Source organism: Sphingobium sp. SYK-6, from assembly GCF_000283515.1.
Lineage (GTDB): Bacteria > Pseudomonadota > Alphaproteobacteria > Sphingomonadales > Sphingomonadaceae > Sphingobium > Sphingobium lignivorans.
Map to the genome: position 1 here is coordinate 3,196,494 of NC_015976.1, position 21,776 is coordinate 3,218,269.

At 65.3% G+C, this 21,776-nt stretch carries 29 protein-coding genes, 1 tRNA gene and 1 pseudogene; 17 read left to right on the plus strand and 14 right to left on the minus strand.

Features of this window, described 5'->3' with window-relative positions; genetic code table 11:
• Positions 1-192 precede the first annotated feature (192 nt).
• From SLG_RS14595 to SLG_RS14605, 3 genes are read left to right on the plus strand one after another with little or no spacing between them, the layout of a single operon-like run.
• A complete protein-coding gene (locus SLG_RS14595; RefSeq protein ID WP_051003777.1) occupies positions 193-1,137 on the plus strand; it encodes a PhoH family protein in 945 nt (314 codons plus the stop codon).
• Complete coding sequence (gene ybeY / locus SLG_RS14600; RefSeq protein WP_014077263.1) at positions 1,130-1,672, plus strand: rRNA maturation RNase YbeY; 543 nt, start codon at positions 1,130-1,132, stop codon at positions 1,670-1,672. Before SLG_RS14595 ends, ybeY begins: the two co-directional genes overlap by 8 nt.
• An 8-nt stretch (positions 1,673-1,680) precedes the next feature.
• Complete coding sequence (locus SLG_RS14605) at positions 1,681-2,619, plus strand: hemolysin family protein (RefSeq protein ID WP_014077264.1); 939 nt, start codon at positions 1,681-1,683, stop codon at positions 2,617-2,619.
• A 10-nt stretch (positions 2,620-2,629) separates the two neighbouring features.
• On the opposite strand, the gene SLG_RS14610 is transcribed toward SLG_RS14605, so the two are convergent.
• From SLG_RS14610 to yajC, 6 genes are all read right to left on the minus strand, one after another.
• The gene (locus tag SLG_RS14610; RefSeq protein WP_014077265.1) at positions 2,630-3,190 is read right to left on the minus strand and encodes a 3'-5' exonuclease; all 561 of its coding nucleotides are present in this window, start codon (positions 3,188-3,190) and stop codon (positions 2,630-2,632) included.
• 209 nt (positions 3,191-3,399) lie between these two features.
• The gene (locus SLG_RS14615) at positions 3,400-3,753 is read right to left on the minus strand and encodes a hypothetical protein (protein WP_014077266.1); all 354 of its coding nucleotides are present in this window, start codon (positions 3,751-3,753) and stop codon (positions 3,400-3,402) included.
• Positions 3,754-3,924: 171 nt separating this feature from the next.
• Positions 3,925-4,302 carry an Mth938-like domain-containing protein gene (locus SLG_RS14620; protein WP_014077267.1) on the minus strand — a complete coding sequence of 126 codons (378 nt, stop codon included), beginning with the start codon at positions 4,300-4,302 and terminating at the stop codon, positions 3,925-3,927.
• Between the two features lie 27 nt (positions 4,303-4,329).
• Positions 4,330-5,307: a protein translocase subunit SecF gene (secF, locus tag SLG_RS14625; RefSeq protein ID WP_014077268.1), complete on the minus strand. Its 978-nt coding sequence runs from the start codon at positions 5,305-5,307 to the stop codon at positions 4,330-4,332.
• 12 nt (positions 5,308-5,319) lie between these two features.
• The gene (gene secD / locus SLG_RS14630) at positions 5,320-6,918 is read right to left on the minus strand and encodes a protein translocase subunit SecD (RefSeq protein WP_014077269.1); all 1,599 of its coding nucleotides are present in this window, start codon (positions 6,916-6,918) and stop codon (positions 5,320-5,322) included.
• A 7-nt stretch (positions 6,919-6,925) separates the two neighbouring features.
• Positions 6,926-7,267 carry a preprotein translocase subunit YajC gene (yajC, locus tag SLG_RS14635; RefSeq protein ID WP_014077270.1) on the minus strand — a complete coding sequence of 114 codons (342 nt, stop codon included), beginning with the start codon at positions 7,265-7,267 and terminating at the stop codon, positions 6,926-6,928.
• A 252-nt stretch (positions 7,268-7,519) separates the two neighbouring features.
• Here yajC and SLG_RS20520 point away from each other — a divergent pair, with 252 nt between their 5' ends.
• The 5 genes from SLG_RS20520 (at position 7,520) to SLG_RS14660 (ending at position 9,645) form a co-directional block, all read left to right on the plus strand.
• Positions 7,520-7,969: a helix-turn-helix domain-containing protein gene (locus SLG_RS20520; RefSeq protein ID WP_051003778.1), complete on the plus strand. Its 450-nt coding sequence runs from the start codon at positions 7,520-7,522 to the stop codon at positions 7,967-7,969.
• 50 nt (positions 7,970-8,019) lie between these two features.
• Positions 8,020-8,370 (plus strand): hypothetical protein, encoded by a 351-nt coding sequence (locus SLG_RS14645; protein ID WP_014077272.1) that lies wholly within the window; start codon positions 8,020-8,022, stop codon positions 8,368-8,370.
• Between the two features lie 67 nt (positions 8,371-8,437).
• Entirely contained in the window at positions 8,438-8,884 is a 447-nt protein-coding gene (locus tag SLG_RS14650; RefSeq protein WP_148276612.1) for a hypothetical protein, read from the plus strand.
• Positions 8,871-9,335, plus strand: coding sequence for a hypothetical protein (locus tag SLG_RS14655; protein ID WP_041392076.1), 465 nt, complete (start codon positions 8,871-8,873; stop codon positions 9,333-9,335). Before SLG_RS14650 ends, SLG_RS14655 begins: the two co-directional genes overlap by 14 nt.
• A 233-nt stretch (positions 9,336-9,568) precedes the next feature.
• A tRNA-Pro gene (locus SLG_RS14660) sits at positions 9,569-9,645 on the plus strand.
• Between the two features lie 190 nt (positions 9,646-9,835).
• On the opposite strand, the gene SLG_RS14665 is transcribed toward SLG_RS14660, so the two are convergent.
• The 7 genes from SLG_RS14665 to SLG_RS14695 all read right to left on the minus strand — a co-directional run bounded on the left by SLG_RS14665 (position 9,836) and on the right by SLG_RS14695 (position 14,804).
• Positions 9,836-10,555 (minus strand): hypothetical protein, encoded by a 720-nt coding sequence (locus tag SLG_RS14665; protein ID WP_148276613.1) that lies wholly within the window; start codon positions 10,553-10,555, stop codon positions 9,836-9,838.
• A 92-nt stretch (positions 10,556-10,647) separates the two neighbouring features.
• On the minus strand, positions 10,648-11,403 hold the full coding sequence (locus SLG_RS14670; RefSeq protein ID WP_014077276.1) for a TorF family putative porin: 756 nt from the start codon (positions 11,401-11,403) through the stop codon (positions 10,648-10,650).
• Positions 11,404-11,419: 16 nt separating this feature from the next.
• Complete coding sequence (locus tag SLG_RS14675) at positions 11,420-11,848, minus strand: hypothetical protein (RefSeq protein ID WP_014077277.1); 429 nt, start codon at positions 11,846-11,848, stop codon at positions 11,420-11,422.
• A gap of 141 nt (positions 11,849-11,989) precedes the next feature.
• Complete coding sequence (gene purQ / locus SLG_RS14680; RefSeq protein ID WP_014077278.1) at positions 11,990-12,664, minus strand: phosphoribosylformylglycinamidine synthase subunit PurQ; 675 nt, start codon at positions 12,662-12,664, stop codon at positions 11,990-11,992.
• Positions 12,665-12,689: 25 nt separating this feature from the next.
• Positions 12,690-12,923: a phosphoribosylformylglycinamidine synthase subunit PurS gene (gene purS, locus SLG_RS14685; protein ID WP_014077279.1), complete on the minus strand. Its 234-nt coding sequence runs from the start codon at positions 12,921-12,923 to the stop codon at positions 12,690-12,692.
• A gap of 150 nt (positions 12,924-13,073) precedes the next feature.
• Positions 13,074-14,156 carry a glycerophosphodiester phosphodiesterase gene (locus SLG_RS14690; protein ID WP_014077280.1) on the minus strand — a complete coding sequence of 361 codons (1,083 nt, stop codon included), beginning with the start codon at positions 14,154-14,156 and terminating at the stop codon, positions 13,074-13,076.
• A gap of 126 nt (positions 14,157-14,282) precedes the next feature.
• Positions 14,283-14,804: a DUF6456 domain-containing protein gene (locus tag SLG_RS14695; protein ID WP_014077281.1), complete on the minus strand. Its 522-nt coding sequence runs from the start codon at positions 14,802-14,804 to the stop codon at positions 14,283-14,285.
• 94 nt (positions 14,805-14,898) lie between these two features.
• On the opposite strand from SLG_RS14695, the gene SLG_RS14700 reads away from it, so the two are divergent.
• The 4 genes from SLG_RS14700 to SLG_RS14715 all read left to right on the plus strand — a co-directional run bounded on the left by SLG_RS14700 (position 14,899) and on the right by SLG_RS14715 (position 17,541).
• Positions 14,899-15,462: a helix-turn-helix domain-containing protein gene (locus tag SLG_RS14700; protein ID WP_014077282.1), complete on the plus strand. Its 564-nt coding sequence runs from the start codon at positions 14,899-14,901 to the stop codon at positions 15,460-15,462.
• 56 nt (positions 15,463-15,518) lie between these two features.
• On the plus strand, positions 15,519-15,872 hold the full coding sequence (locus tag SLG_RS20525; RefSeq protein ID WP_014077283.1) for a hypothetical protein: 354 nt from the start codon (positions 15,519-15,521) through the stop codon (positions 15,870-15,872).
• A gap of 60 nt (positions 15,873-15,932) precedes the next feature.
• Positions 15,933-16,244, plus strand: coding sequence for a hypothetical protein (locus SLG_RS14710; protein WP_014077284.1), 312 nt, complete (start codon positions 15,933-15,935; stop codon positions 16,242-16,244).
• Between the two features lie 115 nt (positions 16,245-16,359).
• Positions 16,360-17,541 carry a glycosyltransferase gene (locus SLG_RS14715; RefSeq protein WP_014077285.1) on the plus strand — a complete coding sequence of 394 codons (1,182 nt, stop codon included), beginning with the start codon at positions 16,360-16,362 and terminating at the stop codon, positions 17,539-17,541.
• A gap of 20 nt (positions 17,542-17,561) precedes the next feature.
• Here SLG_RS14715 and SLG_RS21950 read toward each other — a convergent pair whose 3' ends face one another.
• The gene (locus tag SLG_RS21950; protein WP_014077286.1) at positions 17,562-17,729 is read right to left on the minus strand and encodes a hypothetical protein; all 168 of its coding nucleotides are present in this window, start codon (positions 17,727-17,729) and stop codon (positions 17,562-17,564) included.
• A 221-nt stretch (positions 17,730-17,950) separates the two neighbouring features.
• Between SLG_RS21950 and rpiB the strand changes: the two genes are divergently transcribed.
• The 5 genes and pseudogenes from rpiB to SLG_RS14740 all read left to right on the plus strand — a co-directional run.
• Entirely contained in the window at positions 17,951-18,403 is a 453-nt protein-coding gene (gene rpiB / locus SLG_RS14720; protein ID WP_014077287.1) for a ribose 5-phosphate isomerase B, read from the plus strand.
• A gap of 24 nt (positions 18,404-18,427) precedes the next feature.
• Positions 18,428-19,747, plus strand: a complete 1,320-nt coding sequence (gene glyA / locus SLG_RS14725) for a serine hydroxymethyltransferase (protein ID WP_014077288.1) — start codon at positions 18,428-18,430, stop codon at positions 19,745-19,747.
• Between the two features lie 14 nt (positions 19,748-19,761).
• The gene (locus SLG_RS14730) at positions 19,762-19,968 is read left to right on the plus strand and encodes a hypothetical protein (protein ID WP_014077289.1); all 207 of its coding nucleotides are present in this window, start codon (positions 19,762-19,764) and stop codon (positions 19,966-19,968) included.
• A gap of 1 nt (position 19,969) precedes the next feature.
• Complete coding sequence (gene nrdR / locus SLG_RS14735; RefSeq protein ID WP_014077290.1) at positions 19,970-20,431, plus strand: transcriptional regulator NrdR; 462 nt, start codon at positions 19,970-19,972, stop codon at positions 20,429-20,431.
• A 246-nt stretch (positions 20,432-20,677) separates the two neighbouring features.
• A pseudogene (locus tag SLG_RS14740) lies at positions 20,678-21,388 on the plus strand (RNA methyltransferase); the annotation flags it as partial.
• Positions 21,389-21,776 lie beyond the last annotated feature (388 nt).

The window sequence follows — 21,776 nt, forward strand, 5'->3', positions numbered from 1 at the left end:
CGGCCGCTCTCCGCCTCCCTCACCCGGCGACACCCTGGAAACAATCCGATGGACTTACCCCTTGTGGGGCAGCCGGTCCCTCTGGCATGAAGGCGGAGATGACAGCAGTTCTCCACGCGCCCCGCGCAATGAGTCGGCCCCGTGCCTAAGCGTCACACCCGGGCAGAGGCCGGCGAGAAGGGCCGTCTCGAGATGGTGTTCGAGAAGCCTTATCTGCTGGGCGCGCTGTTCGGCGAATATGACCAGAATCTGGTGGCCATCGAAAATCGCCTCGGCGTCTACATTGCCGCGCGCGGCAACAAGCTGCAGATCGAGGGGGACGCGGAAGCCGCCGCCCGTGCCCGCGACGTGCTACAAGGCCTCTACAATCGCCTCGCCGTGGGCCAGACGATCGACAGTGGCGCGGTGGAAGCCGTGATCGCCATGTCCGCCGAACCGACGTTGGACGGCATCATCCGCCATGACGTCTCCGAGCCGCCCAAGGTGATGATCCGCACGCGCAAGAAGACGATCGTCCCGCGCTCGGCCAATCAGGGCGTCTACATGGAAGCGCTGGGGCGAAACGACCTCATCTTCGCGCTTGGCCCTGCGGGGACCGGCAAGACTTATCTTGCCGTCGCGCAGGCGGTGAGCCAGCTCATCACCGGATCGGTGGACCGGCTCATCCTCTCGCGCCCCGCCGTGGAAGCAGGCGAGCGGCTGGGCTTCCTGCCCGGCGACATGAAGGAGAAGGTCGACCCCTATCTGCGTCCGCTCTACGACGCGCTTTACGATACGTTGCCCGCCGAGCAGGTGGAACGGCGCATCGCCAGCGGCGAGATCGAGATCGCGCCGCTCGCCTTCATGCGCGGCCGCACGCTCGCCAACGCCTTCATCATTCTCGACGAGGCGCAGAACACCACGCAGGCGCAGATGAAGATGTTCCTCACGCGCTTCGGCGAGGGAAGCCGGATGGTCATCTGCGGCGACCCCCGGCAGGTCGACCTGCCGACGCCCGGCATCTCCGGCCTTGCCGATGCCGTGGAGCGGCTGGAAGGCATCCAGGGAATCGCGACCGTGCGCTTCACCACCGCGGATGTGGTCCGCCATCCCATCGTGGGCCGCATCGTGGAAGCTTATGAAGGGCGCGATGCTTGACGTCATGATCGATGTCGGGCCGGACTGGCCCGAAGGCACGGACTGGACCGCGCTGGCCGACCGGGCCGTGCGCGCGGCGCTCGCGCAGACAACCGACGCCCGCCTGATCGACGCCCGTCTGCAGGTGGAAGTCTCCGTCAAGCTCTCGGATGACGGCGAGGTGCGCCAGCTCAACGCCGCCTATCGCGGCAAGGACAAGCCCACCAACGTGCTGTCTTTCCCGATGGTCCAGCCCGATCTCATCGAGGCACTGGCCAACACCGACGATGGCGAAGCGCTGCTCGGCGACATCATCCTGGCGCGCGAGACCTGCGCCCGGGAAGCGAGCGAACGCGGCATTTCCCTGGAAAGCCATGCCATGCATCTCATCGTCCATGGCACGCTCCACCTCATCGGCCATGACCATGAGGACGACGTGCAGGCCGAGACCATGGAAGCTATCGAAATACGCGCCCTTGAAACACTGGGCCTTGCTGATCCATATGGGGACCGGGAGCGCGGCGATGCCCGCCCCATTGATGAAACAGGGACCTGACCAGACCAATGGCAGAAACAGCCACGCCCACCCCCGCCAAAGAGGGCGAGAGTAGCAGCGAAGGCGGACGAATATGGCGGGGCCTGCGGGCCCTGCTTTTCGGAGACAGCGGCGGCACCAATCTCAGGCGCGAACTTGAGACCGTCATCGAGCAATATGATGAGCAACAGCAGGAACCGGCCGCGTTCCCGGCCAAGGGCGACCTCACCCCGCTCGAACGGCAGATGCTCCGCAACATGCTGCATTTCAGCGAGCATAGCGTGGACGATGTCGCCGTGCCGCGCGCGGACATCATCGCCATTTCCCAGGACGCCAGCTTCGCGGAGCTGATGGCGCTGTTCGTCGAGGCCGGCCACAGCCGCATTCCGGTTTATGAGGATACGCTCGACAAGATCACGGGGATGATTCACATCCGCGACGCCTTCGCCATCCTGGCGCGGGCCGACGCGCATCCCGAGAGCCTCGAAGGCCTCATCCGGCAGCCTCTTTATGTGCCGCAGAGCATGGGCGTCCTGGACCTGCTGGCCGACATGCGCGCGAAGCGCACCCACCTTGCCATCGTTCTGGACGAATATTCCGGCACGGACGGGCTCGTCACCATCGAGGATCTCGTCGAGGAGATCGTCGGCGAGATCGAGGACGAGCATGACGAGGCACCCGAAGCCATGCTGGTGCCACTCGAAGACGGTCTGTGGGACGCTGACGCCCGCGCCGAGCTGGATGATGTCGCCGAGGCGATCGATCCCAAGCTGGCCGAGATCGACTCCGACGTCGACACGCTCGGCGGCCTCGCCTTCGTCATCGCCGGCAAGGTTCCGGCAGTCGGGGATATCCTCATGCATGAGGAAAGCGGGTGGCGGATCGAGATCATCGAAGGCGATTCGCGGCACGTCACGCGCCTGCGCCTTCATCCCCCCATACGCATCGAGGCGGAATCAGCGGTCTGACGGCCGGATTTCAGGGCGCGGAGATCAGTTCACCCTGCCAGATCGATCGTGCGGGCGGTGCGTAAGTGCTCATCGCCCCCTCGAGACCCAGCTCGCCCAGCAGCCGCGCCAGCCAGCGGGCATCATCCTCCGCGCGGTGGCGACGGGCACGCTGCATATCCGCTTCCGCCATGGCGCGGTGGAGTCGTTCCGGATCTATGTCGTGAAAGGCACGCAGATCGGCCAGGCACCGCACGGCCACATGATCGGGCTCGCCGGCGGCCCGGAACAGGACGCGCGACCACTCATCGTCGAAATAGCTGTCTGCGATCACTTCATATCCGCCGACCGCGGCCCGCAAATGCCGTGCAACCTCTGCGACGTCCATGCCTTCGCGCGCCAATCTCTCCCGGCTTATGCCGTGGAGGGTTTCGGCCTCCTCGCTCCACTGCCAGTCGCGCCAGGAAGCATGCGGCTTGATGAGCCAGGACCGGCTCCAACCGAAATCCGTGGCGATGCCCACTTCAATCGGAAATGAGCGACCATATTGTGGCAGGCAGGATGCCTCGAAATCTATCGCTATGAAGGGCATGTGCTTTCCTCTGGCTTACGGGCAGCCGGTCCCCCGGTGCCGAGCCCCCATCCTCTCTTGTCACTCGCAGGACAGGCCGCTGCCGGCTCTGTTCCATTGCCCTGCCAGTTTCGGCTGTCTTCTAATGCCCTTGCGTTAAGATTTGGCGTCAAAAAACGAAGGCGCGGGACGAGCCCGCGCCATCTCCTGTTCGACCATATGGTTGCGGCCTATGCCAATGCAAGAGGCCCGCGAAGCCTGATCTGCTCGGGACAGAGCCCAATGGCATCCGCGAGAAGCGATCCGGCGGCTGTCGCGAGCCGGACACCATAATGATCGCGCGGCAGGGAAACCGCCAATGCCCAGCTTTCGCAGCCCGCCCCATAGCAGGCCGTGACCCGTAGAGCCGACCCATCAGCCGCCGCGCTGAAGGGCTGGGATGCCCAGCTCAGCCTTGTGGCTTCGCCGCTGCGGTCTATCTTCCACTCACCCTCGGCCACCTTGGCGGCAAGGATCACCAATGCGATTGGAATGCCGGCCTTGAATGCACGGCCGAGGCGCCCTTCCGGAATATGGCTCGCCACGTCAGTCCTCCTCTCTCAGACGCTTCGCCGCTCCGCCCTTTCGGCAAGGCCCGACGCCGCCCGCACCTTCCCTGTCGGGACACGCGACTAATGCCGCACCGCTTGCTGCTGCATGAACGAGCAGGATAGCGGAAATCACATGACAATCCCGCCAGCCCGGCGGGCTGGCGTTCAGAGCGGCATCAAGGCGCCGACGATCTGCCGTTCTTCCTGGCGCAGCACACCCCAGGCCCGGGCGGCTGCCCGGCTGTCCATGGCTTCCACGCCGATGCCGCGCGCTTCAAGCGCTCTCACGAAGGCACGCGGCGGCTGCACCAGACGGGCCCCCGTCCCCAGCAGCAGAAACTCGGGCGCCGGATCGATGTCCAGCCACTGCCCCAGCATCGTCACGTCCAGCAGGTCGGGATGCGCCGGCGCATCCCACGCGGCGACCCCGGACGGATCGATGAGCAGGCCCCCGGAAAAAACCCGTTCGCCCACACGAAAGCCTCGCCCCGCGAAGCCGGTGATGACGGGGCCAGCCGGAATCTCCTCTCGGCGCATTTCCATGAGCCGCTCTCCCGCCCGCGCCGCGCCTCAGCGCGGCGGCATCTGCTCGTTGACGCTGATCCGCTCCGCGCCCGCAATCGGCCCGCCGGCCTTCGCCACGAAGCTTTCCGAACCGACCTTGGTCCACACAAGGATCGGCGCCGACATGTACACGGACGAATAGGTGCCCACGAAGATGCCGAACAGCATCGCGGCGGTGAATCCGAAGATCACTTCAGGCCCCAGCAACAGCAGCACCACGAGCGTGACGATCATCGTGAGCGAGGTCATGATGGTCCGTGCCAGCGTCTCGTTGAGAGAGAGATCGAGCAGCTCGATCAAACCCATTTTCCGATACTTGCGCAGATTTTCCCTGACCCGATCGTAAACAACGATCGTATCGTTCAGGGAATAGCCGATGATCGTCAGCAGCGCCGCCACGATGTTGAGATTGAACTCCATCTGCGTCAGCGCAAACAGCCCGAAGGTCAGGGCGACGTCATGGAACAGCGCGAACAATGCGCCCATGCCGAACTGCCATTCGAACCGGAACCAGATATAGATCGAGATCGCGATCATCGCGAAGAACATCGCCCAGGCACCGGTGCTGAACAGCTCACCGGAGACCTTGCCGGACACCGTATCGACGCTGCCGAACACGGCATCGGGATGCGCTTTCAGGATCGCGGCCTTCAGCCGGTCCGATGCCTGGTTGGCCGCATCGTCTCCGCCCTCCGGCAAGGGCGTGCGGATCGACACTTCATTGGGCGCGCCGAATTGCTGGATGTTGGCCTCGCCCTGCACGACCGCACCCACTGTGCCCCGCAGGGCATCGAGATCGGCGGGCTGGGAGAAGGTGACGCGCATCATCTGGCCGCCGACAAAGTCGACGCCGAGGTTGAGGCCGCGCGTGGCCACCAGCGCGATGGATGCGATGATGGACAGGAAGCTGATCGCCATCGCGATCTTGCGCCACTTGAGGAAGTGGATGTTGGTGTTGTCCGGGACGAGTTTGAGCAGACGCATCTTTCCGGCCCCTCAGATATTCAGTGTCGCGGGCCGCGAGCGCAGCCAGAAGGACGCGAACAGGCGTGTGACGGTAACTGCCGTGAACACCGACGTGATGATGCCGATGGTCAGCACCACCGCAAAACCCTTGATCGGCCCAGACCCGAAGTAGAACATCAGGGCCGCCGCGATCACGTTCGTGGTGTTGGCGTCGAAGATGGCGCGCTGCGCTTCCTTGTAGCCGGTCTCGATGGTCTGGATGATACTGCGCCCGCGCCGCTGCTCCTCCCGGATGCGCTCGTTGATGAGCACATTGGCGTCCACCGCCGCGCCGATCGTCAGAACGAAGCCTGCGATGCCGGGCAAGGTGAGCGTCGCGTTGAAGATCGCCATGACGCCGACAATCATCAGGATGTTGAAGACCAGAGCGAGATTGGCATAGACGCCGAAGCGGCCATAGACCGCAACCATCAGCACCAGCACCGTAACCGTGGCGACCACGCCCGCCAGGACGCCTTTGCGGATCGAATCGGCGCCCAGGTCCGGCCCGACCGTGCGCTCTTCCACCACCGTGAGCTTCACGGGCAACTTGCCCGAGCGCAGCGAGATGGCGAGCTGGTTGGCGCTTGCGACAGTGAAATTGCCGCTGATCTGCGCGGAACCACCCAGGATCGGCTCGTTGATGTTCGGCGCCGACAGCACCGATCCATCGAGGATCATGGCAAAGGGCTTGTTCACATTCTGCTGCGTGGCGCGGGCAAACTTGTTGGCGCCCGATCCATTGAAGCGGATGCTCACCACAGGCGCGTTGGTCTGCGGATCATAGGCTTGCTGGGCGTCGATCAGTTCGTCGCCCGACACCATGACCTGACGCTTGACGGCAATGACCGGCTGACCCAGCGGATTCTCGGGATAAGGCAGGATCTCGCTGCCGATGGGCGCGATGCCCCGGGCGAGATCGGCCGGATTGGCGGTCGTGTCGACCAGCTTGAATTCAAGCTTGGCGGTCTGGCCAAGCAGATCCTTCAGCGCTGCCGGATCCTGCAGGCCCGGGACCTGGACCACGATACGGTTGCTGCCCTGACGGATGATGGTCGGCTCGCGCGTGCCCATCTCGTCGATGCGCTTGCGAATGACCTCGGTCGCCACCTGCATGGCGCTCTCGATGGCGTTGGCGACGCCGGCCTCCGTCGGCGTGACGACAATGGTGTTGCCGTCGCGCACTTCGACATTGAAGTCACGCTGGCCGGTCAGCCCCGCGCCCTGCGTGAGCGGACGGATGCGCTCTACGGCGGCATCCACTTGCGACGCATTGCGAACCATGAAGCTGAGTTGATTGTTCCGCGTCGACATCTCGCCGATGGCGATGCGTGCATCGCTGCGGCGCAGCTCGGTGCGGATCATCTCTTCCATGTTCTGGATGCGCTGCGACGCGACATCCTGGGTGCTGGCTTCCAGGAGGATATGGCTTCCCCCGGAAAGATCGAGCCCCAGATTGACCCGGGCCTGCATGAAGCCCGGCAACTGCGCCACCACCCGATCGGGCAGGAAGCTGGGTACGGCGAAGAGGCAGCCGATCACGGTCGTCAGCGCGACGAGCCAGATCTTCCAGCGCGGAAAGTCGAGCATGGGCGGCTCAGTCGTTCGCGGGCTTGGCCGTCAGGGGGTCGACGACATCGCTCAGCGTCGCCTTGACCGCCTTCACCTTGATGCCCTGCCCGAGCTCAACATCCACATAGACATCGTCCACGCGCACCACCTTGCCGACAAGGCCCCCACCGGTGACGACCTGATCGCCCTTCTTGACCGCGGCGACCTTGGCGCGGTGCTTCTTCATCTGCTGCTGCTGCGGACGGATCAGCAGGAAATAGAAGACCACGAAGATCAGGATCAGCGGCATGAAGTTGAGGAAGGCTGCCATGCCGGAGCCAGTGGATGCGTCCGGCGCAGCCGAAGCGAGAGCGTATATGGTGAACATTGCGGTCCTTGAGCAGCGCAATCATGCGGATGGGAGAACGGATCGGCCGGTAAATGAGGCGACCGATCGCCTCGTTCAAGGCCGCGCGGCTAGCATATCCCCTGTCCGCAGGCAACCGGCATCGCTATTCTGGACACTGCTGCCGGCATGGGCCGCATCGCGTGCGATTCGCCCGTCCGAAGCCGTTTCGGGGCTCATCGAAATTGTAAATTAGGGCGTGACAGGAGGGGGTTGTCATTGTCACATAGCATCATGTCGAAGCCCGAAGTCATCACCCGCCTGACCGAGCGGCAACGCGCCTGCCTGGAGCTTGTCGCCATGGGCTTCACATCCAAGCAAATCGCGAGAAAGCTTGGGATTTCCCACTCCACCGTGGACAATCATATCCTGGCGGCGACACAGATCCTCGGCGTAGCGGATCGCCGGGAGGCCGGACGCCTCGTCAGCATGGCTGGGCAGGAATTGCCTAGGCAGGCGGAGCCCCTTACCGAACACGAAAAATCCTCCATTGTGGACATGCAGGAGGCGTTGCAGCAGCCGAGACACACAGGGCTGAAATTGCTGCCACCGGTTGGAGGTTCGTTGAATGAGCAGTCTCTGGGGAACAAGACGATCCAGATTGTCTCGCTCGCGTTTCTCTCCACCCTGGCGGTCATTTCCATGGCTCTGCTGATTTCGGGCGCATTCAAGGCCTTCAGCTAGTTCACGGGTTCACTGCATGACAGCGCAGCGCGACTGCGCGAGGAGGAGCTATGTTCAAGATCCAGGAAACCACCGGCCTCGTCGTCGCCGACGATACCAAGAGCACGATCACGGCGATTGATCGCGCCATCCTGTGCAAGACCCGCCTCGCCAGTTCCATCATCGAGGCTAGCGAACAGTCCGGCCTTCCCATGGCGCAGAGCCAGAAGCTGCTCGAAGGCATGGCCCGCGGTTTCGATCATCTTGTCGCCGGACGCGGTGACATGCTCTCCGTGGTGCGCCACCTCACCGCGATCAAGGGCGGAAGCTCGCTCAAGGTCGTCGACTTCGGCTGCCCGGATGGCCTGGGCCCGGATCTCGCCAAGCCCGCCGTCACCATCGAAACCGCCCGCGTGGACTGAAGCAGTTTAGACGGCAGTACCCCACCCTGCCGTCGCCAGACAGGATTGCGACAGGAGCGAACGAACCGTGTCAATGCTGATCGCAATCCTGTTCTGGTTCCTCTGCCTCTCGGCCTGTGCCTATGCCCTTGTGCTGGGCGGCTGGGAGGGACGCTGGACGACATTGGTCGTTCTGCTCGCCGCTCTGGGCACCATGGCGGTCAACCGCTGGACCAGCGCGCACCAATATGAGACCTTCTGGGCGAGCACCAACATGATGGTGCTGTTCATCGATGCGGCGACATTCTTCGCGATGTTCGTGATCGCCGGCGTCAGCGATCGCTGGTGGCCCATCTGGGTTGCCGCGTTCCAGCTCAACAGCGTCGTCGCCCATTTCGCCACCATGATCGACCCCGCCTTCTCGGCCCTTGTCTACCAGGGCTATGAGGGCTTGTGGGCCATCCCCCTGCTGCTGGTCATGGTACTCGGCATTTATCGAGACCGGATGTGGACCGCACGATATGGCCTCGCGTGAAACGGGTGTGAGCGGCAACGCCTCGCTGCCCTTCCTCGAGTCGATCCGTCAGCAGGTCGCGCAGATCCCGGCTGGAAGCCACACCGAGGACGGGCTGCTCCGCACGGGCATCGACTTTTTTTCCGCCGCGCGCATTTTCGTCACCTTCAAGGTGAAGCTCGCCGAGCATTTTCCCGAGGCCATGCCGGATGAGACATTCGACTTTCTCGTCGACCTGATGGTGCACGAGTGGCTCAGCCGGCGCATCGGTGCGCAGCGCCCTGCCGAGCTCGGCCTTTCCCGCTCCGCCTCGCTCAGCCCGCGCATCCAGCACGCGCTTGCGCTGGGGCTGATCGCGCTGGAGATGGACCCCGCCGCCGACGATCTGCGCATCGTCACCCTCACCCGCAGCGCGCGCGCCCGGCTCAACGTGTTCTTCGATTATATGGCGAGCTACATCTCCGCGCTGTAGGAATGCCGGAACGCCAGGGAGCCTGATACGGCCCGCACGACGTCCCCCGGAGGAGACCCCGATCAGCAGGCACCCCGCCGAGGGACCGACTCCCCGGCCGGAAAAGTGGCGCCCGAAACCGCTCCGGCCCCGCGTCCGCAAAGCCATGGCGGCCCGCTCCCAAACTCCGCGCACCGCACGCCGACACAGACCTTGCAACTTGCGCGCGATCCGCTTAGGAGGCGCCCTCCGGTCGGGACGTAGCGCAGCCTGGTAGCGCATCACACTGGGGGTGTGGGGGTCGGAGGTTCGAATCCTCTCGTCCCGACCAATATTTCAGCCCCTTCTTGCTTCGCGCAGGAAGCGGCGTTTTCGCTTCAGCAGCCACATAGCCAGCACGGTGCGAGACTTCGCGTCAATGTCGCTAGATCCACCGATCAGCTATGAAGGAACCTTGGCGCACTCGCAGTGCTGTCTGGAACATGCAGAATTGATACTCAGGCGCGTGGCTCACGGAGCCGCTACCTTCCGGCAGGTTCCGCCTTTCGCACGGTCGGCGTGTCGCTCTCGGCAACAGATCTTCCTACGGAATGGTCCGTCGTGAATTTTATCGAGATCTCGTTGGTCTGTTTCCCGGTTGAGGGAAGCCAGTTCGGTCCGATCAAAGTCGCGCCAAGCATTATCGCGTAGATCATGGCGGTATGCCCGCTCATCATTCCCGACAAACACCTGCGCATGTGAAAGACTGGGCTAACCACAGTGCGCGATGTCATCCGAGCTAACTTTCTATGAAATCCTGCTCCTTTAAACCATGTAGCGCCCCAATGAACATCGGGCCCCATGGGAAGCCAGTTGAAGCTCATATCGCGAAAACGGCCCGATAGCTGAGGCGATGCGGCTTTTGCCCTGCTGCCGCGAAGGGTGTCTTCAACCTGCCTCGCGCGATGAATAAAGACATATTGATAGCTTTTCGCATTGCCTTCCATGAGCCAGAAGGCGCCAATCGAATAGGCCGCTAAAGTAAATAGCTCCGGCGTATTCTGAGTGATAGCTAAGGTCGCAATCCCGCTGACAACAGTTATCATCCATGACCTTATCTGAAACAGAAAGCCATCGTAGCGAGCAATACCGGCCTCGCAGAGATCAAGCTCCTTGAACAGATTTTGTCTCTCTTCGCTGTGCGCTTCACCTTTTAACTGCTCTGACATACCGCCCCCACGCGCTGCTTCCAGACGTGGCATGTTCGGCTCAAGAGAACAAGTTATCAACCGACAAGGCTCAGCGCGTGGAAGAGAGCGATCATCACTGATCGTATAGCCCAGCCCAATTGCCCCTAAAGCACCACCCGCAGCGACCAAATCAGCCGCTCCCCGACATGCCGGTCGATATGGGGCCCTTCCGGGTCCACCGCTCCGATGCTGGTGCCGGAATAGCGCAGTCCGGTCGCCAGCCGTCCCATGACATATTCGAGACCGACAGCATGATCCCAATAGCGGCCCTGTGGCCTGAGCCGCGCGGCGCGCATGGCGTCGTCCACGCGTCCCGATGACCGACCGACATGGCCGTAGATGCTAAGGGGGGTGCCGGGCACGCCCATGTCCGCCGCGAGGCTGAGATAGAGATTGTCCCCGCCGATCGAGTCCTGCGGAGGAGCATAGCTCGCGCCGAGATGGAACCGCGCGGGGCCGATATCGTAGCTCAGGCTACCGTCACCCTCGACATAAGCGAGACCGGACGCGCCGGGAAAGACATGTCCCATCGCGCCCAGCGAGAGCATCCATGGGCCAAGATCGCGCCGATAGCGGGCGCCAAGATCGAGCCCGGCATCCGCGCCGCCATGCCGCCGGCTCTGCCGCAGCGCGGTGGCGCCCAGGCCGATTTCCACGCTCCGGCTCAGGTCAAGCGTGACATTGCCCTCGACCGCCGCCTTTCCGTCGCTCCAGGAAAGGCCCCGGCGGCGATGATCGGTCGCCACCTCAAGCCGAAAGGAGGGATCGAGACCCGTCTGCGCGTGCGCCGGCAGGGCAGGCAGCAGCGACGTGCCGCCAAGCGCGGCAAGCAGCAGCGCGCCGCGCCATTGACGGATCATATCCCTCCAGCTCGCGTCAACGCATTGCCAGGGCTTGCGCCGCGCGAATCTCTCCCGGCAGGTTGGCCCGGTCCGCTTCGGCCATGGCCGTGATCTTGTCCCGGGCCTTCTCGATACTCGTGGCAATCTGGGTCTCCACATAGTCGCGGCGGCCGGCACACCGGCCGGGCACCTGCCCCTCGACACGATGACCATCGCCGGCAAGCCGCCGGACGAGCGGCGCGGTGTCCCGGTCCCGGCGGATCTCCCGGTCGAGCTGGACCGTGGCGGACCACACGCAGCGCTGGTTGCCGGGCCGCGAGCCGGGCGAAATGCCGATCGTCCGCATCTTCGTCGTGACGGTCTGGCGATAGTTCACATGATAGGTCACCCCCTCGTGATCGACGGTAGTCTGATGCACGGGGGCACTGGCGGCGACCGCAGTGGCGATGACAAGGCTAAGCATCCTGTTCCTCCTTCTTCGGGATGATACTGCCTAAATTTTGAGCAATTCCTTTCGGAGATGCTCAAATTAAAGGCACACCCCTCAGGTAAGGCCGCCGTCTTTCCGGATTGTTTCCAGAACGTAACGTTGGCTGGCGGGAGGTCAGGCGCGTTCCATCAGGCCTTCGACAAGCCCTTCGAACAGGCGGCGACCGTCCGTGCCGCCATGGGCCGCCTCGATCACGCGCTCGGGATGCGGCATCATGCCCAGCACATTGCCCGCATCGTTGAGAATGCCGGCGATATCCCGTGCCGAGCCGTTGACGCTCTCGCCGTAGCGGAAGGCCACCCGGCCCTCCCCTTCCAGCCGGTCGAGCGTGGCTGCATCGGCGAAATAATTACCGTCATGATGGGCGACCGGCACAGTGATGCGTTCGCCCGCCTCGTAGCGGCTGGTGAAGATGCTCTGGCTGTTCTCCACGGTCAGCGCCACGTCGCGGCAGACGAAGTGGATACCCGCGTTGCGCATCAGCGCGCCGGGCAGCAGTCCGCTTTCAGTCAGCACCTGGAAGCCATTGCAGACGCCGAGCACATAAGTGCCTTTCGCGGCCGCCTCGGCCACCGCCTGCATCACTGGCGAGCGCGCCGCCATCGCGCCGGAGCGCAGATAGTCGCCATAGGAGAAGCCGCCCGGCACGCCGATGAGATCGATGCCCTCGGGGAGCTCCGTCTCGCGGTGCCAGACCATCACGGGTTTCGTGCCGCTGACGGCCTCGAAAGCCACGGCAAGGTCGCGATCGCAGTTCGATCCCGGGAAGACGATGACGGCGCTTTTCATCGCAATAGCTCCCTTTCAGCGCGGCTCAGCCGACCGCCTCGATCCGGTAGTTCTCGATCACGGTATTGGCCAGCAGCTTGCGGCACATCGCGTCGATGTCGGCTTCGCTGGTCCCCTCGGCGAGATCCAGTTCGATCAGCTTGCCGGCGCGCACGTCATTGACGCCGCCAAAGCCCAGCCCTTCCAGCGCATGCTGGATCGCCTTGCCTTGCGGATCGAGCACGCCGGACTTCAAGGTGACGAACACGCGGGCTTTCATGGGGGCGAGTCCTCTTTCGGCTTGCTTGAGCGGATGCCGCAGCCCCTAGACCCGGCTGGCCGCGCCCGCAAGGGGGTGACACGGGAAGGCGCCGGATGGGTGCCGCCGGAATAGCCCCGGCATGAGGCATCTGGCCACCAGCCGGCGCGCTCAGCTCCCGTCCACCGCGATGCGCCCGAGCGCGGGGTCATCAGTGAAGAACCGATCGACACCGAGCGCGAGATAGCGGCGGATCTCGGCGATCGATCCCGCTTCGTTGCGGGCGTCGTTTCCGGCCCCGTCGCGCAGTTCCAGCGGCAGGAAGCGGTTTTCCGGCCGGAAGGTATAGGCACCCACCAGCAGCCCGGCCTCATGCGCGTCGCGCACCAGACTGCTGGGCTCGCCCAGCCGCCCCTCGGCATCGAGCGGGATCAGCATCCGGCTGGAGGGGGAGACAGTGTCGGCATAGGCCGCAATCGCACGCAAGCCCGCAGGCGTCGCCATCTCGCCATAAGTCAGCGAGCCGCCGGCCGCCGCGATATCGGCAGGCGTCTCGTCGCGTTCGCCGAGGAGTTGCATCAGCCTGATATTGGAGCCGCGCCCGATCCGCTCGCGCAGAGAACGTAGATTGCCGATTTCGAAGGACTGGATCTCGACGGGATGCCGCCGGCTCTGCTCATGTGCGGCCAGCGTGGCGAGCAGCCGATCCTCGATCGGCAAGCCGATCCCCGCGAAATAAGTGGAATGCTTGATCTCGGGCACCAGTCCCACGACGCGGCCATGCGCGGCGCCTTCCGTCGCCGCCAGCTCGATCACTTCGTCCAGCGTGAGGATGGGGAACTGGCCGTCATATCCCCGGCTTTCCGGGCGCAGGTCGCCCAGGCGCTCGATGGTGCGCAGGGTCTTGAGCTCGGCGAGCGTGAAATCCTCGGTGAACCACCCGGTCACGCTGTGTCCGTCGATCCTTTTGGTTGTGCGGCGGCGGGCGAATTCGGGCCGGCTGGCAACATCGGTGGTCGACGCAATGTCATTCTCATGCCGTGCCACGAGCACGCCGTCGGCGGTGATGACGATGTCGGGCTCGATATAGTCGGCCCCGTCGGCAATCGCCTTGGCATAGGCGCCCGCGCTGTGCTCCGGCCGCAGGGCCGAGCAGCCACGATGGGCCAGGACGAGCGGCCGCGTCCGCCCCGGCGCTCCTGCCACCCTGCCGCCGGCCGGTGCAGCCAGCGCAGCCATTCCGCCCAGGACCATGGCTTGCCTGCGGTTCAGCACATCCGTTCGCTCTCATTCTCCGGCGCGATGGCCATCTCGCGGCTCCTGCCATCGCACGACGTCAGCTTTGTGACAGCGTCCTCCGCCAGCGGATATGGCCTGCGTCTAGCGGATCCGATAATAATCCGCGACCCGATCGAGCGCGAAACCGAGCACGAGCTTGCCGGCGCGGGCCGGCCAGCCCAGCGTCTGCTCAGCCGCCGCCAGACTCTCGCAAGCGCAGGCCACGCGCCAGAGGATGTCCGCAAGGCCCGGCCCCGCGGCGGCCAGAGCGGCGTTCAGCCGCTCGCGCGCGGCGATCTGGGTCATCGACCGGTCCGCCCCGCCGGGCGCAGGGCGCCGGCCACGGGATGGCGCCGCCGCCATATCCCAGCTCATCGTCACCCGGGCATTCATGGCCGCACGCTCCCAGTCGGCGCGAATGGCCTCCGCTGCTGCGAACTGGCGGCTCGAAAGCATCCGGCGCGCATACAGCCAGCTCGTCGGCGATTCCCCGAGATTGATCGTCACGACATGCGGCTTGCCGTCGGGACCTTCCACGCGTCTTTCCACCAGCTTCTGGGCCGCGCTGCCCGCTTGCGGAACTTTCTTCACATGTCCGTTTCCCTGCTTTGCTTGTACCGCCATGGATGGTCTCCTTCCCCGATTCGGGCTACCCCATTGCCATGGCGATGGAAATGTAGGACAGGCTAACCGTTCAGGTTACCTGGAGACTGGCACGATGATTACCCGCATTCGCGAGGTCCGCAAGGCGCGCGGCCTGACTTTGGAAGAAGTGGGTGCGCGCTGCGAACCGCCGACCACGGCGCAGACGATCGGTCGGCTCGAGACCGGCACGCGAACCGTATCGGTGAAATGGCTTAACCGCATCGCCGCAGCGCTGGACGTGCAGGCCAGCGATCTGGTGGACCTGCCCGCGAGCGAGAAAGTACCGGTGGCAGCCCTGGTGGGTCCCGATGGCGCCGGCGCGCCGGCCCGTCCGCTCACGCTCGTGCCACCCACCGTGCCAAAGGGCGCCCTCGGCATCCGGATGACCGCCGCCCTTGGCGATTATCGCGCGGGGGATGAATTGTGGTGCGAGCCACTGCCGCCCGAGCGCTTCACCGAAGCGCTCAATCGCGACGTCCTCGTGCCGCGCCCGGCGGGGCGTTTTCTTTTCGGCCGCCTCATCGGCCGGGATGGCATGATGCTTCATCTGCTCCCGCTTGGCGCGGGCACCCGGCAGCAGGTGGTGAACGATCCGGCCTGGATCGGCCTGCCGGTGCGCCTCATCCGAAGCCTGTAGCAAGGCCACGCTCCCGGGCATTGCGAGAAGCGTCACCCGCCTCTATCGCACCCTTGATGTCCCCGCGCCGCGCCCTGACGCCTCATCGGCTCGTGTTGGCCCTGCTGCTCGCCATGATCGGGCTGCAGGCGATGCCGAGCGGCGCGGCGACTTTCCAGCCCCGCCAGGGCTCCGCCTTCAGTTCCGCCACTCTCGATGTCGCGCTGGTCACCGTTACCCGGCGCATCGCCGAGACGGCCGCGCCGGCGCTGCCGCACCCTCAGCCATTGCTGCCGTCCTTCGTGCAAGTCACGGCTGCCACCAGCCCGCCGTCCGTCGGCGCGCCAGCGCCCCGGCCCGCCTCCACCGGCCCACCGCGCCCCGCAATCCATGTCGTCCTCCATGCGCCGAGAGCGCCGCCTCTCCTCTGAGTTCCCGCCCCGCGCCTGTTCCGGGCGCGGTCCAGCTTTCTGAACTCGGAAGAATCGATCATGCATGACACTGAATTGCCCTCCTCCGGGAGCGCCGAGCGGCGCACCCGGATCGAAACGCTTGTCGGCGCTTATCCCGACCTCGCGCCCCCGGAGCTTGACGAGCTGCTTCATTGGTACCGCAAGGAAGCCTCCGCGCTCGAAGTGGCGCTGCTCTCCGCCCGCACTGACATCCGCGCCGGCTACGCCCGCTTTTTCCGCGATCATGTCGATCGGGTCTCGTCCCGCGATCTCGTCCGGGCGGCGCTGTTCCTCGGGCTGAGCGGGGCCTTTGTCTGGGGCTTCTGCGTGATTGCGCTGGCCCGGCTCTGACAGACAAGGGCGGCGCCGGGCACAGCCTAGCGAACCCGGTCGCCGCCCATGCACAAGCAGATTGCATCGGCGGCCCTAATGCCTTCTTCATGGGCGGCTGCTAGGCAAGGGCGCCATGACGCTGCGCGTGCTCACGCTCTCCACTCTGTTTCCCGACGCGACCCGCCCCAATTTCGGCGTGTTCGTGGAGCGGCAGACCTGCGCGCTGGCCAGCCGGCCGGGCGTGGACGTCACGGTCCTCGCGCCGCTCGGCCTTCCGCCATGGCCTGTCTCGCTCCACGCGGCATATCGCGCGCGCCGCGCCCTCCCTGCCGAGGAGCAATGGCAGGGCCTGACCGTCCACAGACCGCGATTTCCCATCGTCCCGGCCATTGGCGGGCGTTGGCACCCGGCCCTGATGACCCGCGCCATCCTGCCCCTCGTCCGGCGCCTCCATGCGGCGCGGCCGTTCGATGTGATCGACGCGAGCTTTTTCTTCCCCGACGGGCCGGTCGCCCGCCGGCTCTCCCGGCAGCTCGGCATTCCCTATTCCGTGAAGGCGCGCGGGGCGGACATTCATCATTGGGGTCGCGATCCGGCGACAGCGGCGATGGTGCGGGAAGCCGGGCGGGACGCTGCCGGTCTCCTTGCGGTCAGTGCCGCGATGAAGGCGGACATGGTGGCGCTGGGCATGGAGCCCGACAGAATCCGAGTCCACTATACCGGCGTCGATCAGGCGCGTTTCACGCTGGCCGATCGCGCGTCCGCAAAGGCCGCGCACGGCCTTTCCGGCCCCGTCGTCACCGTGCTGGGCGCACTCATCCCGCGCAAGGGACAGGCACTGGTGATCGAGGCACTGGCCGGCCTTGCCGATGTCACGCTGCTGCTCATCGGCGACGGCCCGGACCGGGCCGCTTTGAGCACGCTGGCCGGGCGGCTCGGGATGGCGGCGCGCGTGCGCTTTCTCGGCAGCGTTCCGCACGGCGATCTGCCGGGCTGGCTCGCCGCGAGCGACATCATGGCCCTGCCCTCCGCTTCGGAAGGGCTGGCCAATGCCTGGGTGGAAGCACTTGCCTGCGGCGTGCCGCTCGTCATCAGCGAGGCAGGCGGCGCGCGCGAACTGCTCGACCGGCCGGAAGCGGGTCGCATCGTCCCGCGCGAACCCGAGGCGATCCGCCAGGCCATCGCTTCGCTTCTCGCCACTCCGCCCGATCCCGCAGCCGTGCGCGCCACTGCCGAGCGCTTCAGCTGGGACGCCAATGGCGCGGCGCTGGAAGCCCATCTGCGGGCCTGCGCGGGAAAGACAGCAGGCGAATGAAAGGCATCCCGAAAGGATGCTCAGCCCATCGGCATCGTCCATACCGCGACATTGCCGAACATCACCATGGCCGCCACAATCATCAGCCAGCCGCGCTTCGTCTCGCCTTTTGCCGCGATCAGGTAGATGCCGCCGATGCCAAGTGCCAGGCCGGCCAGCATCAGGATGGATAGGATCGTCCCGCTCATGGCGCTGCGCTAGATCATTTTGCGGCCCGGCGGAAGCACCTCCCGCTGCGGGCCGGGGCGCAGACGCGCGGGGCACCGGCGCGCCGGCACCCTCGACCTCCCCGAGCACGTCCGACGCTCTCGGGTCGCAATCGGCAGTGGCATTCCTCCGAGCGCGACACTAGATAGCGGGCCAATCGCGACTCACCGCTCTTTCCGGTCGCGCCTGGGGAAACAGGATCATGCGCATCGCCATCGCTTCCGACCATGCCGCCGTGGCGCTCAGGACAGCCCTTGCCGACTGGCTGCGCGAGGCGGGCCACGAGGTCGCGGACCTGGGGCCCGCAGAGGGCGAGAGTGTCGACTATCCCGATTATGGCTACAAGCTTGCCGAAGAAGTCGCTGCCGGACGGGCCGAGCGCGGCATCGCGCTGTGCGGCTCGGGTATCGGTATCTCGATCGCCGTCAATCGCCATCCCGCCTGCCGCTGCGCGCTCGTGTCGGAGCCGCTGTCCGCTCGCCTCTCGCGCGAGCATAATGATGCCAATGTCCTTGCCATGGGCGCGCGGCTGATCGGCATCGAGATGGCGAAGGCCTGCGTCGAAGCCTTTCTCGCGACGCCTTTCGGCGGAGACCGCCATGCCCGCCGCGTCGGCAAGCTGGGCCATCCGCCCGTCCCTGCCGCCGTCGACTGATTTCAATCGAGGAACCTATCCGTCATGACCGCATCGTCCGTCCTTGCCGATAATTCGAACGAGCAGGCGATCCGCTCGCCGGGCTTCTTCTCCGCGTCGCTGGAGAAAGCCGATCCAGACGTGTTCGCCGCCGTGCAGGGCGAACTCAAGCGCCAGCAGGACAAGATCGAGCTGATCGCTTCCGAGAACATCGTCAGCAAGGCCGTGCTGGAAGCCACCGGCAGCATCTTCACCAACAAATATGCCGAGGGCTATCCCGGCAAGCGCTATTATGGCGGCTGCGAATGGGCGGATGTCGTCGAGACGCTGGCCATCGAGCGGGCGAAGAAGCTGTTCGGTTGCGACTTCGCCAATGTTCAGCCCAATTCGGGTAGCCAGATGAACCAGGCGGTGTTCCTCGCCCTGCTTCAGCCGGGCGACACTTTCATGGGCCTCGATCTGTCGGCTGGTGGCCACCTCACACACGGGTCGCCGGTCAACATGTCCGGCAAGTGGTTCAATTGCGTGTCCTATGGCGTGCGCCGCGAGGACCAGCTTCTCGACATGGACGACATTGCCGCCAAGGCGCGGGCCCACCAGCCCAAGCTGATCATCGCCGGCGCCACCGCCTATCCGCGCGTCTGGGATTTCGCGGCCTTCCGCGCCATCGCCGACGAGGTGGGCGCGATCCTTCTGGTGGACATGTCGCACTTCGCCGGGCTGGTCGCGGGTGGCGCGCATCCCTCGCCGTTCCCGCATGCCCATGTCGTGACCACAACGACGCACAAGTCCATGCGTGGCCCCCGCTCCGGCATCATCCTTACCAATGACGAGGCGATCGCGAAGAAAGTGAACAGCGCCGTCTTCCCGGGTCTTCAGGGCGGACCGCTGGTGCATGTCATTGCCGCCAAGGCCGTGGCCTTCGCGGAAGCGCTCCAGCCCGAGTTCCGGGCCTATGCGCACCAGATCGTCGCCAATGCCCGCGCGCTGGCGGCCAGCCTTGCCGAGGCCGGGCTCGCCGTCGTGTCCGGCGGCACGGACAATCACCTGATGCTCATCGACCTGCGGCCGAAGGAAGCCACCGGCAAGGCTGCCGAAAAGGCGCTGGACCGGGCCTACATCACCTGCAACAAGAACAGCGTGCCGTTCGACACGGCGAGCCCCTTCGTGACCTCGGGCCTGCGCCTGGGCACGCCGGCGGGCACGACGCGCGGCTTCCGCGAGGCGGAGTTCCGCCAGATCGGCACCTGGATCGCGGAAGTGGTCGAGGGTCTGCGCCACAATGGCGAGGAAGGCGACGGGCAGGTCGAGGCTCATGTGCGCGAGAAGGTGAAGGACCTGACCCCGCGCTTCCCGATCTACTGAAGGGAGGTCTGACGATGAGCGAACCCAATGATCTGATGGACAGGGCCAAGGCGGAGATATCCGGCATGGCGAAGGAAGGCCTCGGCCATCCTTCGACCAAGCCGGTGCTCACCGGCGCGGCCATCGGCGCCGTGGCGGGTGTGCTGCTGCCGGTCGTCTCGCTGCCGCTTGGCCTCGTCGCCGGTGCCGGCATCGCGTTCTGGCAGAGGATCAAGCGCTAGGATGCGCTGCCCTTACTGCGCGCACGAGGATAGCCAGGTCAAGGATAGCCGCCCCACCGAGGATGGCGCCGCGATCCGTCGCCGCCGCCAGTGCGAGGCGTGCGGCGCGCGCTTCACCACCTTCGAGCGCATCCAGCTTCGCGACATCCTGGTCGTGAAGTCGGGCCGCGCAAGCGAGCCGTTCGATCGGGACAAGCTTGCCCGGTCCATCGAGATCGCCTGCCGCAAGCGCGCGCTCGATCCAGTGCGGATCGAGCGGCTGGTTTCGGGCATCCAGCGGCAGCTCGAGACGAGCGGGGAAAGCGAAGTCAGCTCGTCCCGGATCGGCGAGCTGGCCATGGAAGGGCTGAAGGGGCTGGACAGCGTGGCCTATATCCGCTTCGCCAGCGTCTATCGGGACTTCACCGAGGCGAAGGACTTTCAGGAATTCGCTGGCGCGATCCGGGAAGTGGGCGGAGAATGAAGCGGTCGGGCACGTTTCCCCGTGCAGGCCGCCCGGTAGATATCACCGCGCGCCTGCACTTCGCCTGAAGGGTCTACGCCGCTATCGCCAGCCCGGCGCGCCTGTTCCATGAATACCGCCGAAGCCGGGAGCGGGTCCGCCCGACGATCTCCGCCATCGGCACCCAAGATGTTCACAGGGGCTCCGGCGCCCCGGGGAGAAACGGATATGTCTGCAAACGAACAGATGGAGCGCGCTGATCCCGCAGCCCCTCTCATCGTGCTCGTCCGTCCCCAGCTCGGCGAGAACATTGGCAAGGCCGCGCGCGCCATGCTCAATTTCGGGCTCACGCAGATGCGCCTCGTCGCGCCGCGCGATGGCTGGCCGAATCCCGATGCCGGCCCCTCGGCGGCCGGCGCCGATGTCGTGCTCGCCAACGCGCAGGTCTATGACACGCTTGCCGAGGCGGTCGCCGATTGCGCGCATGTCTATGCCACCACGGTGCGCAAGCGCGGGGTGACGAAGCCGGTCGTGACGCCCGAGGAAGCGGCGCGGGAGATCCATGGAGCCGTCGGGCGCAGCGCCATCGTGTTCGGCCCGGAGCGCTCAGGCCTCGAGACCGACGAAGTGGCGCTTGCCCGCGCCATCCTCACCGTGCCGATCAATCCGGAGTTCGCATCGCTCAATCTCGCGCAAGCAGTCATCCTGTGCGCTTATGAATGGTCGAAGACCGCCCCGCTTGCGCAGCCGACGCGTACCGAGCTGCTACCGCCCGCTTCCCAGGACGAGCTGGACGGCATGATCGGCCAGTTCGAGGCGATGCTGGACGAGGCCGGCTATTTCTTCCCGCCCAGCCGTGTTGCCGCGACGAAGCGCACCTTGCGCAACCTGCTCACCAAGCCCGGCTGGAACCATCTGGAGGTGCGGACCTTGCGCGGCGTGCTCTCTTCCCTTGCCAATCCCCGCCCGCGCGACTGACCGGCGACTTCCCCGGCTGCGCGGACAAAATCCGAAACGCGCCGATTCTCCAGGAAGTGAGTCGGGAAGCGACGGACAGTGCGAGCGCCCCGCAATGCCGGTCCAACACTGGGCCGCGCGCTGGAAGTTCACAAAGATGAGGACACGTCCGTGTCATCTTCCGCTTCCCTGAACTTTGCGGCGAGGCAAATCAGGCGGACGCCAGAGCCTGTCCCGGCAAGCCAGTGCGGCCTGATCGGACGATGGAAACCCTCAAATGAGAAACAGCCGTGCCTGCACCTGCCGCTGTCAGCAGAAGAAGGCGCTGCCATGACGGCGGGGCTGTAGGACAGGAGAAAATGAGGCGGGCGGGAGAATGGAGAGCCTCGGGAACCCCGCCGGTCTTCGC

Coding starts and splice junctions, on each gene's coding strand:
- SLG_RS14595 (WP_051003777.1), top strand. CDS start 193: ATGGTGTTCGAGAAGCCTTATCTGCTGGGCGCGCTGTTCGGCGAATAT.
- ybeY (WP_014077263.1), top strand. CDS start 1,130: ATGCTTGACGTCATGATCGATGTCGGGCCGGACTGGCCCGAAGGCACG.
- SLG_RS14605 (WP_014077264.1), top strand. CDS start 1,681: ATGGCAGAAACAGCCACGCCCACCCCCGCCAAAGAGGGCGAGAGTAGC.
- SLG_RS14610 (WP_014077265.1), bottom strand. CDS start 3,190: ATGCCCTTCATAGCGATAGATTTCGAGGCATCCTGCCTGCCACAATAT.
- SLG_RS14620 (WP_014077267.1), bottom strand. CDS start 4,302: ATGGAAATGCGCCGAGAGGAGATTCCGGCTGGCCCCGTCATCACCGGC.
- secF (WP_014077268.1), bottom strand. CDS start 5,307: ATGCGTCTGCTCAAACTCGTCCCGGACAACACCAACATCCACTTCCTC.
- secD (WP_014077269.1), bottom strand. CDS start 6,918: ATGCTCGACTTTCCGCGCTGGAAGATCTGGCTCGTCGCGCTGACGACC.
- yajC (WP_014077270.1), bottom strand. CDS start 7,267: ATGTTCACCATATACGCTCTCGCTTCGGCTGCGCCGGACGCATCCACT.
- SLG_RS20520 (WP_051003778.1), top strand. CDS start 7,520: ATGTCGAAGCCCGAAGTCATCACCCGCCTGACCGAGCGGCAACGCGCC.
- SLG_RS14645 (WP_014077272.1), top strand. CDS start 8,020: ATGTTCAAGATCCAGGAAACCACCGGCCTCGTCGTCGCCGACGATACC.
- SLG_RS14655 (WP_041392076.1), top strand. CDS start 8,871: ATGGCCTCGCGTGAAACGGGTGTGAGCGGCAACGCCTCGCTGCCCTTC.
- SLG_RS14665 (WP_148276613.1), bottom strand. CDS start 10,555: ATGCCACGTCTGGAAGCAGCGCGTGGGGGCGGTATGTCAGAGCAGTTA.
- SLG_RS14670 (WP_014077276.1), bottom strand. CDS start 11,403: ATGATCCGTCAATGGCGCGGCGCGCTGCTGCTTGCCGCGCTTGGCGGC.
- SLG_RS14675 (WP_014077277.1), bottom strand. CDS start 11,848: ATGCTTAGCCTTGTCATCGCCACTGCGGTCGCCGCCAGTGCCCCCGTG.
- purQ (WP_014077278.1), bottom strand. CDS start 12,664: ATGAAAAGCGCCGTCATCGTCTTCCCGGGATCGAACTGCGATCGCGAC.
- purS (WP_014077279.1), bottom strand. CDS start 12,923: ATGAAAGCCCGCGTGTTCGTCACCTTGAAGTCCGGCGTGCTCGATCCG.
- SLG_RS14690 (WP_014077280.1), bottom strand. CDS start 14,156: ATGGTCCTGGGCGGAATGGCTGCGCTGGCTGCACCGGCCGGCGGCAGG.
- SLG_RS14695 (WP_014077281.1), bottom strand. CDS start 14,804: ATGGCGGTACAAGCAAAGCAGGGAAACGGACATGTGAAGAAAGTTCCG.
- SLG_RS14700 (WP_014077282.1), top strand. CDS start 14,899: ATGATTACCCGCATTCGCGAGGTCCGCAAGGCGCGCGGCCTGACTTTG.
- SLG_RS20525 (WP_014077283.1), top strand. CDS start 15,519: ATGTCCCCGCGCCGCGCCCTGACGCCTCATCGGCTCGTGTTGGCCCTG.
- SLG_RS14710 (WP_014077284.1), top strand. CDS start 15,933: ATGCATGACACTGAATTGCCCTCCTCCGGGAGCGCCGAGCGGCGCACC.
- SLG_RS14715 (WP_014077285.1), top strand. CDS start 16,360: ATGACGCTGCGCGTGCTCACGCTCTCCACTCTGTTTCCCGACGCGACC.
- SLG_RS21950 (WP_014077286.1), bottom strand. CDS start 17,729: ATGAGCGGGACGATCCTATCCATCCTGATGCTGGCCGGCCTGGCACTT.
- rpiB (WP_014077287.1), top strand. CDS start 17,951: ATGCGCATCGCCATCGCTTCCGACCATGCCGCCGTGGCGCTCAGGACA.
- glyA (WP_014077288.1), top strand. CDS start 18,428: ATGACCGCATCGTCCGTCCTTGCCGATAATTCGAACGAGCAGGCGATC.
- SLG_RS14730 (WP_014077289.1), top strand. CDS start 19,762: ATGAGCGAACCCAATGATCTGATGGACAGGGCCAAGGCGGAGATATCC.
- nrdR (WP_014077290.1), top strand. CDS start 19,970: ATGCGCTGCCCTTACTGCGCGCACGAGGATAGCCAGGTCAAGGATAGC.